The 13507-nt window shown below is 33.9% G+C and carries 11 protein-coding genes and 1 pseudogene; 6 read left to right on the forward strand and 6 right to left on the reverse strand.

Annotated features, from left to right (window positions below; translation table 11 throughout):
• Positions 1–9: 9 nt before the first annotated feature.
• On the forward strand, positions 10–492 hold the full coding sequence (locus NSQ69_RS09535; RefSeq protein ID WP_002012104.1) for a CcdC family protein: 483 nt from the start codon (positions 10–12) through the stop codon (positions 490–492).
• A 50-nt stretch (positions 493–542) separates the two neighbouring features.
• Here NSQ69_RS09535 and NSQ69_RS09540 read toward each other — a convergent pair whose 3' ends face one another.
• Entirely contained in the window at positions 543–773 is a 231-nt protein-coding gene (locus NSQ69_RS09540) for a DUF896 domain-containing protein (RefSeq protein WP_341099198.1), read from the reverse strand.
• Between the two features lie 146 nt (positions 774–919).
• The gene (locus tag NSQ69_RS09545; RefSeq protein ID WP_341099199.1) at positions 920–1627 is read right to left on the reverse strand and encodes an alpha/beta fold hydrolase; all 708 of its coding nucleotides are present in this window, start codon (positions 1625–1627) and stop codon (positions 920–922) included.
• 142 nt (positions 1628–1769) lie between these two features.
• Between NSQ69_RS09545 and NSQ69_RS09550 the strand changes: the two genes are divergently transcribed.
• Positions 1770–2642: a LysR family transcriptional regulator gene (locus NSQ69_RS09550; RefSeq protein WP_078204144.1), complete on the forward strand. Its 873-nt coding sequence runs from the start codon at positions 1770–1772 to the stop codon at positions 2640–2642.
• Positions 2643–2696: 54 nt separating this feature from the next.
• Here the strand turns inward: NSQ69_RS09550 and NSQ69_RS27725 are convergent.
• A pseudogene (locus tag NSQ69_RS27725) lies at positions 2697–3564 on the reverse strand (urease accessory protein UreH domain-containing protein).
• A gap of 19 nt (positions 3565–3583) precedes the next feature.
• Positions 3584–4576: a F510_1955 family glycosylhydrolase gene (locus tag NSQ69_RS09570; protein WP_002126844.1), complete on the reverse strand. Its 993-nt coding sequence runs from the start codon at positions 4574–4576 to the stop codon at positions 3584–3586.
• Between the two features lie 223 nt (positions 4577–4799).
• On the opposite strand from NSQ69_RS09570, the gene NSQ69_RS09575 reads away from it, so the two are divergent.
• Both NSQ69_RS09575 and NSQ69_RS09580 read left to right on the forward strand, forming a co-directional pair.
• Positions 4800–6083 carry an aminopeptidase P family protein gene (locus NSQ69_RS09575; protein WP_063225831.1) on the forward strand — a complete coding sequence of 428 codons (1284 nt, stop codon included), beginning with the start codon at positions 4800–4802 and terminating at the stop codon, positions 6081–6083.
• Positions 6084–6201: 118 nt separating this feature from the next.
• Positions 6202–7836, forward strand: a complete 1635-nt coding sequence (locus NSQ69_RS09580) for a multicopper oxidase family protein (protein ID WP_063225830.1) — start codon at positions 6202–6204, stop codon at positions 7834–7836.
• 51 nt (positions 7837–7887) lie between these two features.
• Here NSQ69_RS09580 and NSQ69_RS09585 read toward each other — a convergent pair whose 3' ends face one another.
• On the reverse strand, positions 7888–8433 hold the full coding sequence (locus tag NSQ69_RS09585) for a hypothetical protein (RefSeq protein ID WP_016120021.1): 546 nt from the start codon (positions 8431–8433) through the stop codon (positions 7888–7890).
• A gap of 438 nt (positions 8434–8871) precedes the next feature.
• On the opposite strand from NSQ69_RS09585, the gene topB reads away from it, so the two are divergent.
• A complete protein-coding gene (topB, locus tag NSQ69_RS09590) occupies positions 8872–11016 on the forward strand; it encodes a DNA topoisomerase III (RefSeq protein ID WP_002012275.1) in 2145 nt (714 codons plus the stop codon).
• A 440-nt stretch (positions 11017–11456) separates the two neighbouring features.
• Here topB and NSQ69_RS09595 read toward each other — a convergent pair whose 3' ends face one another.
• Positions 11457–12125: a YczE/YyaS/YitT family protein gene (locus tag NSQ69_RS09595; RefSeq protein WP_033708127.1), complete on the reverse strand. Its 669-nt coding sequence runs from the start codon at positions 12123–12125 to the stop codon at positions 11457–11459.
• A gap of 138 nt (positions 12126–12263) precedes the next feature.
• Between NSQ69_RS09595 and NSQ69_RS09600 the strand changes: the two genes are divergently transcribed.
• Complete coding sequence (locus tag NSQ69_RS09600) at positions 12264–13139, forward strand: LysR family transcriptional regulator (RefSeq protein ID WP_000347551.1); 876 nt, start codon at positions 12264–12266, stop codon at positions 13137–13139.
• Positions 13140–13507: the final 368 nt, after the last annotated feature.

Consider the following 13507-nt stretch of genomic DNA (forward strand, 5'->3'; position numbering starts at 1 on the left):
GTGGAGAGTATGAGTTTAGCACTTTTATCAAGTATAGTAGCGGTTTGTATGGCCGTTGGAGTTATGTTTCTTCGCTTTAAGTCAGCGAAAAAACCGGTAACGAAAAAGAAAATTATATTACCGCCAATTTTTATGAGCACTGGTGCAATGATGTACTTCTTACCAGAGTTTCGATTAACGTCTTTAGAAATAGTAGAGGCAATTAGCGTAGGACTTATTTTCTCTATATTTCTTATTAAAACATCTAAGTTCGAAATAAGAGGCGAAGACATATATATGAAACCATCAAAAGCGTTCATATTTATTTTAGTTGGTTTATTAGCTGTCCGGGTAGCATTAAAATCATATTTAAGTCAGTCGATTGATTTAACCCAATTAAGTGGAATGTTTTTCTTACTCGCTTTTGCGATGATTGTATCGTGGAGAATTGCGATGTATCGCTCGTTTACTAAATTAGAAAAGACAATAAAAAGAGCTGGAATTTCTATATAGGAATTTCAGCTCTTTTTATGTTTTATAAGATTGTTTTTTTTGCTTTGATTTCATTTGCTTAATTTTAAACGTATTTGAGCATCTTGTAATGCAACTGGTGTAACGTTAAGACCATTTTGATCAACGATTTTTGTGTTTAATAAAATGGAATCTAAGCTCCCGCGAAATGTTTTTGTATAGTTTTGACGCAACATTTGTTGTTCTTGTTTTTCATTAACTGTTAATCCAGATGTTCTTTCTTTTTTTGATAATTCGTTAATACGGAATAAAATGTTTTGCATTTTGTTCACCTCTTACTTTAAATTAAATTAGTTACTTACTAATTTATAGTTATTTTAACTTTTTCATATGAATATGTCAAGAAGGGTAAAAGAAAAGTAGACACCCGTATTACAGTAAGTGGGTGTCTACAAGGAAAATATAAAGTTTAGCTTAATTCATGTAAGTGACTAACAAGTTCTGTTGTTTTAGAAAAGAATGGTGAATGATCAGCTTCCAAAGTAATTATTTTTGTGCAAGTAGTTTCTGTATGCATTCGGCGCTGAAAATCAATCGGAATCGCTCTATCTAGAGTTGTTTCGATATAAATACGATTTACAGTTCCAAAGTTCTCTTCTGATATTTTCAGCTCTTTTTGGAACGGTCCTAGTGGTTGAGGACGCATTTGATTAAAAGATGCTCCTTTAATAGAACCGTCTTCTGTAGCATTTGAAAATGTTTGTTCAATCAACTCTGGTATAAGTTCTGCGGTCATGTCATTCTCATTTATAGAGAATTGTGGGCCAGCTTCTCCGTCTAACTTACTACCAAGACTTTCTCCATTTTGTGGCAAGAATGCACAAAGATATACTAATTTATCGATTTTATTTGGTATAAGCTCAGCGGTTTGAGTGATCACAATTCCACCCATACTATGTCCAACAAGAATAACTTTTTCATTTTGTTGATTTATAATAGTTGTTACTGCATTAACATAGGAATCTAATGTTATATTTTGTGATGGAGTTGTATCTTTCCCACTTCCAGGTAAGTCTAGTGTAATAACTGTATGTCCGAAAGCCTCTAGTTGAGGTTTTACTAAATCCCATGCCCATTCACCTTGCCATGCTCCATGTACTAAAACGTAAGTACTCATTTAATCAACACTCCTCTAATGTTTATATGTTTATTTTTTCGTAATATTGATGATGTATAATTAGTGTATATGAAGTGGATTGATAAATATAATGAAGCTTATTTATAGATGATATAAATAACTTTTATATAAGGAGAACAGAATGAACGTTTTTGATTTTAAAGTTTTTAAATACGTGGCTCGTTTGAACAGCATTAGTTTAGCAGCTAAGGAGTTACATATGACACAGCCGGCTATAACTCATATCGTAAACAAATTAGAGAAACGATATGCTATAACATTATTTGATCGCTCTAGACAAGGAACTGTTTTAACTGAAAATGGAAAAAAATTTTTAGTTTGTGTAGATCGACTTCTAATGGAGTATGAAAACCTTGAAGAAACAGCTTTACAATTAAAAAATAATAACTTGTATAAGATTGTATTAGCTACATATCCTTCAGTTACTGTATATTGTTTGGCGGAGTGTATCGAACTAGGTAATTTTGATCAAAGTCAGTATGTGCTTGCAGTTCGAGAAGGAAGCTATCAAGAAGTGTTAGATTGGCTGTCTTCTGGAAGTGCAGATTTTTCTATTTCTATAAAAGAAAATTTAATACCAGGATTTCATTATGATGTAATTGGTGAAGATCCGTATGTTATGGTTTCTTCTAAGTCAGTTCCATCAGGTCTTACAATGAAAGAGTTGAAAAATTATCCTTTTATAATGCCGCTCTCTGGTTGTAAAGAAGTACTTGAACCATATTTGATGAAAAATGAAATAGTAGTTAATAAAGTGATGGAATCAGAGACAATTAGTTCGGCGTTAGCACTGGCTTTACAAGTTAAAGGAATAACAATCGTTCCATTATCAGGACTTCATAAACAAATTATTCATGACTTCATCGTGCAACCGATAGAAATTAAAATTCCACGACAACTTATTATGCAATGGTCACCTAAAAAAGAAAATGACGCACTGTTTCTGGCGTTTGTTACGAATTTACTAAGCCAACTACAACAAAAGAAAAAATGAATAAAATGATACAAAAGGTAAGCTCATTTCACTGAAGCTTACCTTTTGTGTGTATTACCAATATAGGACAGTATCATAAAGCCCGATTAATATAAGGAGAACACCGGCTATACGCTGAATGTTTTTTCCTATTTTTCGGCTCTTTTTCAGTAAAGTCCCATTTAATCCAAGGTAGGAGATGATGAACATAAGTACAACGATAGGTAGAGCAGTTCCTATCGAAAAGAATGTCGGAAACAAGTATCCATAATTAGATGAGAAAGATAAAGGGATTAACGTTCCGAAAAATAGAACGAACATAGTCGGACAGAAGGCTAAGGAAAAGAGAATCCAAGTAAAAATGAGCCAACCTCATTTTGTTTTCGTATAAATTTGATCGAGAAGAAACTTCTTCCTTTTATAATACCTGCCAACATTAGCCCCATTAAAATTAATAAAGGTCCAATTATTTTTCGTAACCATGGGAAATACAAAGTTAATATTTGCTGAATCTCTTTTCCTAAGAACCATACTAATAGTCCAAGTGTCGTAAAAGCTATTATTTTTCCTAAAATAAATAACAATATATGTTTCCATACATGTCCCTTTTGTAAAGATTGATTGCCATAAAGTGAAACTTTAATCAGTGGGGGGGTTGTTCATCCCCCACTGATTATTAGTTGAACCAATCGGGCATTTACGGGCAGTTGATATCCCACCTAACTTCTTTGTACTATCCGAATTTTGAGGTGGGAGTTTTACTGCCCGTTAATGCGGGATAAAGTGTAATAGCGCTAATGTTTCCTGTTAATTGGCAAGGAGAAAGGGTACCTACAATGCCTAATAAAAACGCAAATAAAAGAGGAATTGATTTCGTAGCATTCGCGATATCCATTAAAGGAGACATGAGTTGATAACTCCACTCGCTAACTGTTGAAAACACGTTATATTCACCTTTCTAACTAGTTATATTGTAATGTTCCATTTTTAGTAATCTGCTTCCACGTTTTACCGTCATCCATAGAAAGAAAGACATTTGCTTTCATTGTAGCAAAAACTATTTCAGCTGAATTTTGAGGATTTTGTGATATGTACATAATTGTATCTTTAGAATCTAAAGATGGAATCTGTAAGTTTGTTTCTTCATTTGTAGCAATTGATTTCTTCGTAATTAGTTGCTCAGTTTGCTTATTAATAGAGGCATAGATAATGTCTTCATTACTTAATGTAACTGCGGTCGATTCAACTGGTTTAGAAAATAGTTCAAATGTATTTCCATAATCTGTAGACAAATATACACCGTCTTTAGCACTTACCGCGACTACACTAGATTGATCTGGATGTGCTGAAAAGGAATGGATTGTACTTGAAAGACCGTTTAATTTACTATTTTTCCAATCTTGTCCGTTGTTCGTACTGAAATAAAAACCTTGTTGTAATTTAGAATTTGGACGCTCATTGTATAAATAAATTGCTTCCGTATTATATCCGACAGCAAGGTTATGAAAATCAGATTCTCCATAAAACGCTAGCTTTTCGAGGGTATTACCGCCATCAGAACTTTTCATTAACCCTAAAGGATTTTTTAAATTTGCACCTGGTTCAGGATGACCGCTGGCAACGAATCCATTCTTTGTTGCCTGAAATCCCATGTAATCATGTAGCTCAGTCGTAGTTTCAAACCATTTACCATTTTGATAAACTTTTATACCACTGTGAGTTGCGATAGAAACCCCAGGCATATTTCCCGCGTAGCCAATTCCATGAATGTGCTCGATTTTTCCAGATGTAATTTCTTTATAGAAGTTTTGCGGAATCGTAGTTGCTGTTTCTTTATTTTTTGGCTGAGATTGCACCGTTTCTTTTTTAGCTGGTGCTGTTTCAGCATTGCTAGAACATCCTGTAATTATTAATAAAGAAGTAATTGCTAACCCTGTTGCTACATAATGTTTCACTTTTGTAGACTCCTTTCCATATATATGAGATTTTAAGTATATGGAATAAATGTCAAGAAATTGTGGAGTGGTATGCAGAATTTAGAGTGGAAGGGGCCCTAGTAATGAAGATTTTCTTTTCTCTATGAGCACTATTAATTGACGAAAAATTATAACAATAATAGAATGAATTATATTGGATAATTAGTTTCAAAATTATACATAGAACGCTAGGGGGATTATTATGAAATCAACATTTTTTGCTCAAAATAGAGAACGATTAGTAAACACATTACCGGATGAATCTATTACTATTTTATTTGCTGGGCAAGCACCTCATATGTCAGCCGATGCACATTATAAATTTGTGCCGAATCGAAATTTTTACTATTTAACGGGAATCGATGAGCCAAATGTTATTTTCATGTTGAAAAAGTTTGGAAATAGTGTGGAAGAAACTCTTTTCATTGAAAAATCAGATCCAGTAATGGAAAAATGGGACGGTAAAACAGTTTCTAAAGAAGATGCAGAACAAATTTCAGGCATAAAAAAAGTTGTATATATAGAAAGCTTTGAGAAGACAATGGCAAATACACTTTTCACAGAAAATGTGAAGCATCTGTATTTAGATTTAGAGCGTCGTGAGTGGAAGGGTACTGAGACGAAAACGTTAGCGTTTGCTAAATATGTAAGAGAACAGTATCCACACGTTTTAATTGGTAATGTATATCCGCATATTTGTGAATTACGAGTGTTTAAAACGGAAGAAGAAATTGAAATCATTAAAGAAGCGATTGCTGTAACTAAAGAGGGTATTTATAACGTGCTGAAGCATGCAAAAGCAGATGTGATGGAATATGAATTAGAAGCTCATTTTGATTTTACGCTTAAATCATCTGGAATTAAACATCATGCATTCAATACAATTTTGGCGAGTGGTAAAAATGCTACAGTCCTTCATTATGAAGATAATGATGCACAAATTCAAAATGGTGATTTAGTGCTGCTCGATTTAGGTGCTCAAAAAGATTACTACAACGCTGATATTAGTTACACATTCCCAGCTAGTGGAACATTCTCTAGTCGCCAAAAACAAATATATAATATAGTGTTAAAAGCATTGAAAGAAACAACTGAGCTTATTAAGCCAGGATTAAAGTTTACTGCATTAAATGAGCACACAAAAAAGATACTGGCAGAAGAGTGTAAAGCTATTGGTTTAATTCAAGAAGATGAGGAACTATCTAAATATTATTATCACGGCGTGAGTCATTTCCTAGGTTTAGATACTCATGATGTAGGAACATACAAAGATAGAGTATTAGAAGAAGGTATGGTCATTACGATTGAACCAGGTCTATATATTGAAGAAGAATCAATTGGGATTCGTATTGAAGATGATATTCTTATCACAAAAGACGGGTATGAAAACTTGTCAAAAGATATCATTAGAACAGTTGAAGAGATTGAAGAGTTTATGAGAGAAAATAATGTAAATGTAAAAGAAGATGAAGTTGTTACGAAATAATAATTAGAAGAGGCGCTCAATTTTGGGCGTCTTTTTATTTGGACCATTTTAAACCTCCATATTTTCTTGAAAATTGTCTTCTATAATAATCTTGAAAAAGAAAAAGGAGGGATTTTCAATGAAGAGATTTGTATTAACAGCAGTTACAGTCTCCGTAATATCTTTAATTGCTGCATGTTCTGCGACCACAAATACAACAAATGATCATAAAAATATGGACGATAAAAAAACAACACAGACTGAAACGGCTACAAAACCATTGAAAGTTGTAAAAGGGCCAGAAGTTACTTTAGTAGCGAAAGAAGAAAAGCAAAAGCTAAGTAACGGTGTTATTGTTCCAGTCTGGACATTTAATGGCTCATCCCCAGGTCCAGAAATCAGAGTGAAAAAAGGTGAAAAGGTTAAAGTGACATTAAAAAATGAATTATCTGCACCAGTATCTATTCATTGGCATGGGTATCCTGTCCCAAATAACATGGATGGAATTCCAGGTGTGACGCAAGATGCGGTTGAACCTGGAAAGAGTTTCACCTATGAATTTGAAGCGAACGTACCAGGAACATATTGGTATCATTCGCATCAAGATTCTGTGAATCAACTAGATAGAGGTTTATATGGTGCTCTCATTGTAGAAGATACTAATGAAAAATATGATAAAGATTACACATTAATGTTGGATGAATGGGTTACAGATAAAGAAGAAATTAATAAGCAGTTAAAAGAAATGACAAAAGGGCCAACAGGTAATAAATCTAAGGGTAATGAAAATACGAAAAAGAATGATGATATGAAAGGCATGGATCATTCCGGTATGGACAGTGATAAAAAAGACTCTAGTAATATGGCAGGAATGGACCATGGAAATATGAAGATGGAAGGTCATGATATGAGTATGTATGACTTATTCACAATCAATGGTAAAAGCGGAGATTTAGTAGAGCTGTTAAAAGTGAATGAAGGGGATAAAGTTCGTCTTCGACTCGTTAATGCTGGTTATCTATCACATGATATACATGTTCACGGTCATGATATAAAAGTAATTGCGACAGATGGTCAACCAATTAACGATCCAAAAGTTATAAAAGACAAAGTAATTTCAATCGCACCGGGTGAACGTTATGATATTGAATTTACAGCTAACAATCCTGGGAAATGGTACGTTGAAGACCATTCAGAAAGTAAAGGTGCAAAAGGAATGAAAGCTATTATTGAATATGATGGCAGCAAAGAGATGAAAGACAAAGCAGATGAAAAAGAAAAATTACCGAAATTAGATATGACGAAATATGGTGCTAAAAAATTAGGTAGTTTCACGTTAAATCAACAGTATATTGCCACATATAATATGGACTTGAATACGCAAATGAATGGAAATGAAATGGTATATACAATTAACGGAAAGGTATTCCCAGATATTGACCCAATTTCAGTGGGAAAGGGTGACTTAGTAAAAGTAAAATTAGTAAATCGCTCTAAAGCGGACGATCATCCGATGCATTTACACGGTCATTTCTTCCAGGTGTTAAGTAAAGATGGAAAACCGGTAGAAGGTTCTCCAATTGTGAAAGACACTTTGAACTTAAAACCAGGAGAAGAATATGAAGTAGCCTTTGTAGCAGACAATCCGGGTGAATGGATGTTCCACTGTCATGATTTACACCATGCTTCAGCGGGGATGGTAACAGAAGTGAAATATACAGATTATAAATCTGATTATGTTCCAAACCCTAACATTCCTAATAAGCCAGAATAATATGAAGCAGTTATCCTATGGATAGCTGCTTATTCATTTTCGTTGCAAGTGTTAATGCATATGTTGATCGTGCCCGGATGAAGATGGGGGAGTATGATCGGGGAATGTCACGAACACGGCAACGATAATTACCACACTAATTGAAAGTAATAATAAAAAACGCCGTTGGATAAAAGTAGAAAAGGTTTCTGATAAAAGTTGAATTATACATGACATAGTTATTGTTATAGTAAGTAAAAGACTAATGAACAGTATACTGTGAGCTTGTTGAGCGTTTAACATTTCTGTAATCATTGCTCCCATCATACTTGCCATTAATCCAGAAAACATTCCTTCTAAAGCGGTAAATAGGTGAAACCGTAGACCGACTAAAAAACCGATACAACTACTAATCAAAATCGCAAGCAAAGTAGAATATAGTAATTCACCTTTAAAAAGAATACCTAAATAAAAACCGATACTTAAACCGATACACATACTAAAAGACATAATAAATACCATATACTCCATTAGGGTACCCTTGCGTTTAGATATATATGATGTAATAAGAATCGAGATACAACAAAGTGTTAAGGCAGTTAACGTATAAGCGAACATCATGATACCTCCCTGTCCTATCATTCACTTCATCATATGTTCAAATGGAGAGTACTTATGCTAATATATATCTGTAAATTATCTGCACAATTTAAAAAAGGTAAGTTCAATATAATTTTCAAATAATGATGGTTATCTTAGTGGACGATGCTTCATAAAGAATTGTTGTATTTTTATTTTGAGAGAATATATGTAAGCAAGTAGTAGTGAATGGAAAAGATGTTCGATTTTTGAGCGTCTTTTTTGTCTATAAGCATGAGAAAGAAAGTGTTATATAATGAGTTTCTATTGTGAAGCCATAAAGAATAAGCGTATAATATTATAGGTCTCCCATTTGTGAGGCAAACCGCGAATGATAAATAAGATGGTTGTTTTATCATCGCTTCTAAACAGATAGACAATGAAAGTAACACTGGAATACAGATAGGGAGTTAGAAGATGAAATTAATTATTGCCGAGAAACCAGATCAAGGTTTGGCTCTTGTTTCACAGTTTAAATATCGCCGGAAAGATGGGTATTTAGAAGTAGAAGCAAATGAGTTATTTCCAAATGGAGCGTACTGTACATGGGCAATTGGTCATTTGACGCAGTTATGTAATCCAGAACATTATCACGCTGAGTGGAAAAAATGGTCACTTAATACATTGCCGATGATTCCAGAGCGTTTTCAATTTGAGGTAACAAAGTCAAAGTATAAGCAATTTAACGTTGTGAAACAGCTGTTACATAATCCACAGGTAACAGAAATTATTCACGCGGGCGATGCTGGGCGTGAAGGGGAACTGATTGTAAGAAATATTATTAATCTTTGCAACGTGCAAAAGCCAATGAAGCGTCTTTGGATTTCATCTTTAACGAAGCAAGCTATTTATCAAGGATTTAAAAACTTACTAGATGAAGCAGATACGATTAATACGTATTACGAAGCATATACAAGATCTTGCGCTGACTGGGTCGTTGGTATGAATGCATCGCGTGTCTTTAGTATTTTGCTAAAGAAAAAAGGAATGAATGATGTGTTTTCCGCTGGTCGTGTACAAACACCAACATTAGCACTCATTGTAAAGCGTGAAAAAGAAATAGAGAACTTTAAGTCAGAGCCGTTTTGGGAAGTGTTCGCAACCTTTAATATAGAAGGAAAGAAATATGAGGGGAAATGGGAGAAAGATAATGAGTCCCGCTTAAATGACCCTGATTTGGCAAATAAAATTGCAGCGTTTTGTCAAAACAAACCGGCTGTAGTAAAAGAAATGAAAACGGAGCGTAAAGAGTTTCAGCCGCCGTTTTTATTTAATTTATCAGCACTGCAAGCGACAGCGAATAAAGCCTTTAAATTTTCACCAAAAAAGACACTTGATATAACGCAAGCACTATATCAAAAAGGGATTGTCTCTTACCCTCGTTCGGATTCTAACTATGTTACACAAGGAGAGGCAGCGACGTTCCCTGATATTTTACAGAAGTTAAGTCAGTTTGATGAATATAAAGGTTTATTGCCAGCACCAATTGAATCGATTATGAATAATAAGCGTTATGTGAATGAAAAGAAAGTTACAGATCACTACGCAATTATACCGACAGAGCAAGTTACAAATCCAAGCAAACTATCAGGTGATGAAAAGAAAATTTACGATATGATCGTAAGAAGGCTGATTGCGGCGCATTATGAAGTAGCAATCTTTGACTACACAACGATTACAACTCTTGTAGACGAACGTGCTGCGTTCATTTCGAAAGGAAAACAACAAATTCAAGAAGGATGGCGTAAAGTCATTTTCCAAGACGATAAAGATGACGAAACGATTCTTCCAATTGTAGCTGAAGGTGAACAAGGGAAAGTTGTAAAGGTGAAAGTGAAAGAGGGGAAAACACAGCCACCGAAACGTTATACAGAAGGACAACTTATTACGTTAATGAAAACGGCCGGTAAGTATTTAGAGAATGAAGAGCTTGAGAAAGTATTGAAGAAAACAGAAGGTTTAGGTACGGAAGCGACTCGTGCCGGTATCATTACGATGCTGAAAGACCGTAAATATATAGATGTACAGAAAAACCAAGTGTACGCAACCGATAAAGGGAAAGTATTAATTACAGCAATCGGTGATAAAATACTAGCTTCACCAGAAATGACAGCAAAATGGGAGCAACGCCTTGCGGAAATTGGAGAAGGTACAGCTTCACCAGCGACATTTATGGAGCAAACGAAAAAGCTATCAGCTAAAATTATTGAAGATGCGGTAGAAATGTCGGAGAAATGGGATTTCACCGGATTACATGTTGAATCGATTGAACGAAAAGGATCGAAATTTACAACAGGTAAAAAGGTCGGGAACTGTAAAAAATGCGATGGCGATGTTATTGATAAGTCGACGTTTTACGGTTGTTCTAACTACAATACAACACAATGTGACTTTACCATCTCGAAGAAGATTTTAAGCAAAGCTATTTCGCAAAAAAACATGACGAAACTATTAAAAGGAGAGAAGACCGATTTAATTAAAGGCTTTAAAAAAGGCGAGAAAACGTTTGATGCGAAGTTAGAGTGGAAAGATAATAAGATTAATTTTGTGTTTGAGAATTAAGTGATTTTAACAAATGAAAAAGCCCTTTCCCGAGTAAAATGTGCTGTATTAGGTTTGAAAATATAGATAGAAAAGAAAAAGCATGACAATTTTATGTCATGCTTTTTTATTTTATAATTACAGAGTTTTGTATACTAGCACTAAAATTTATTTGAAATAATTGTTTGAAAAGATGGTATGAAATAGTGTTAAGTAGCAATAAAGTCTTTTAAAATATAAAAAAGTTGTTTAAAGATCCTTCTTTAACTAAACGGCAGGTTAGTTTTAATACAATGTTTGTTTTATCATTTAACCAAAGTGATAGAAGGTCAAAGAAAAGGCAGTAATAAAGAAATGCCATTCCTAATGTGGACTGGCACTTGGTAAGGTGTAAAATTCATTATTTGATTTCGGCTGAGGAATTTGATTCATCTATTTTTCCTGTACTTTATTATGATTCCTTAGACAGCCTTTTCTGTTTTAAATACCCATTGTTGGAGAGGTGGTTGATAATACGGTATCATCCACCCTAAAATTTTGCCGATAAAATAGGCGGCAATTAGTGTGCCGATTCCGATTGAACCTAATGATTGAATGAAAACTATACAGATTGCACCAGCCACACAAATGTTTATTAAATCGCTCAAAATTTTTGCTTTACCGAATTTTAAATTAAATTTTTCACTAATTGCATAAGTTAACGCATCATACGGCATTAATGGCAGTTTCGCTGTTGTATAGCCCATTAAACCGACCGCTATAACAAATAAACTAACAATCAAATATACACTTCGAGCAAGGAGAGTTTCAGGTGCAGGGAAAAGTTGTACAAGGAAGAGCGTTGCATCCATGAAAAAACCAAATAAAAACGAAATAATGAATTGACTCACAAATTCATTTAACTCCATTCGTTTACTTAATATCACTTGAATAATAATGTATAAAACATTTGCAAGCGCCATTGTCACACCAACCGATAAACCAATCGTTAGCGTACTTGCATATGCTAATGATGACACAGGCGATACACCAAATCCTGCTTGAATCGACATGCTAATGCCAATCGACATAAAAAATAACCCGAGCACGTATAAGATGATGCGCTTCAAGGTTCTACTCCAATGATTCATAGTATCTCTCACTTTCTAGTTAATATTATCAATATAAAGACTATAGCTATAGAATTAAATATAACGCTAAATTCGACATATGAAAAATATATATATGATACACTAATTATATCAAAAAACATATGACGGAGAGATACAATGGATTTCAGGCAATTATATTACTTTAAAGAAATTGTGAAACAAGGAAGCATTTCTAAGGCAGCAGAAGTGCTCCATATCGCGCAGCCCCCACTTAGCCAATTATTAAAAAAGCTTGAAACTGATCTTGGCACAACTTTAATTCATCGATATCGTCAAAAATGGGAGCTTACAGCAACAGGTGAAATACTATACCAATATGCCAATCAAATGTTAATGCAAATTCAAGATGTAAAGCAGCAAATTCAAGAAATTGAACAAGGTATAGGCGGAACAGTAAGTATCGGTGTATCGTCTACATGTTCGAATATGCTCATTGACTATGTTAGTACGTTTAGAACGCAGTACCCTAATGTCAAAATAAAAATAGTAACTGGAAATTCAGAAGAATTATTAAAAAGACTAGAACAAAGAGAAATTGATGTTGCCTTACTTTTACGATTGGGCAATAGTGAACAATATGAGATGAAAATATTAAAAAAACAACCAACCGCTGTGATTATTCCATCAAGTTGGGCAACATCGTTTTCATCACAGCATGTGACGATTGAACAGATTGCCCAGTTTCCATTCATTATGCTAGGAGCAATGGAAGGACTCTCCTTCAATGAAGACCTTTTCAAAGTATTTGATGAACATCAAGTCAAGCCAAATATCATTATCGAGTGTAAAGATATAAGGATGGTTGTAGCACTTGTTAGTAGAGGACTAGGATTATCCGTTATTCCAAGAATGGATTACACATCATCATTTTTAGAACATACAACGCTTTTTGAATTGAAACAATTTGATTTTCAGTTAGAGCCTGTAATAGTAAAATTAAAAGATCAAAGAATTTCCAAAGTAGCATCTCAATTTTGGGAAATGGTTGATTAGGAGATATGAACAAAGCAAAAATAGCCTTCAATCAAGTAATAAAGACATCTTACGAAAAATTGAGCCGGGATAAAAAGTTCTTTACTTGAGGAAGTTTCAAAACTGACTGTAGCTATATAAATAAAAGGTAAAAAGTTCTTTACTAATTTGAAAAACGCAGTAATTACATTACTTATTAGTAAAGAACTTTTTATACAAGGACATAAGTGGTTTCAACAAATGAAAAAGCTCTTTCCCGAGTAAAATGTGCTGTATTAGGTTTGAAAATATAGATAGAAAAGAAAAAGCATGACAATTTTATGTCATGCTTTTTTATTTTATAATTACAGAGTTTTGTATACTAGCACTAAAATTTATTTGAAATAATT

This window comes from Bacillus sp. FSL R10-2201, from assembly GCF_038008665.1.
Lineage (GTDB): Bacteria > Bacillota > Bacilli > Bacillales > Bacillaceae_G > Bacillus_A > Bacillus_A mycoides.

What these genes read in the sequence shown, in the direction of transcription:
- NSQ69_RS09535 (WP_002012104.1), top strand. Translation starts at nt 10, where the DNA reads ATGAGTTTAGCACTTTTATCAAGTATAGTAGCGGTTTGTATGGCCGTT.
- NSQ69_RS09540 (WP_341099198.1), bottom strand. Translation starts at nt 773, where the DNA reads ATGCAAAACATTTTATTCCGTATTAACGAATTATCAAAAAAAGAAAGA.
- NSQ69_RS09545 (WP_341099199.1), bottom strand. Translation starts at nt 1,627, where the DNA reads ATGAGTACTTACGTTTTAGTACATGGAGCATGGCAAGGTGAATGGGCA.
- NSQ69_RS09550 (WP_078204144.1), top strand. Translation starts at nt 1,770, where the DNA reads ATGAACGTTTTTGATTTTAAAGTTTTTAAATACGTGGCTCGTTTGAAC.
- NSQ69_RS09575 (WP_063225831.1), top strand. Translation starts at nt 4,800, where the DNA reads ATGAAATCAACATTTTTTGCTCAAAATAGAGAACGATTAGTAAACACA.
- NSQ69_RS09580 (WP_063225830.1), top strand. Translation starts at nt 6,202, where the DNA reads ATGAAGAGATTTGTATTAACAGCAGTTACAGTCTCCGTAATATCTTTA.
- NSQ69_RS09585 (WP_016120021.1), bottom strand. Translation starts at nt 8,433, where the DNA reads ATGTTCGCTTATACGTTAACTGCCTTAACACTTTGTTGTATCTCGATT.
- topB (WP_002012275.1), top strand. Translation starts at nt 8,872, where the DNA reads ATGAAATTAATTATTGCCGAGAAACCAGATCAAGGTTTGGCTCTTGTT.
- NSQ69_RS09595 (WP_033708127.1), bottom strand. Translation starts at nt 12,125, where the DNA reads ATGAATCATTGGAGTAGAACCTTGAAGCGCATCATCTTATACGTGCTC.
- NSQ69_RS09600 (WP_000347551.1), top strand. Translation starts at nt 12,264, where the DNA reads ATGGATTTCAGGCAATTATATTACTTTAAAGAAATTGTGAAACAAGGA.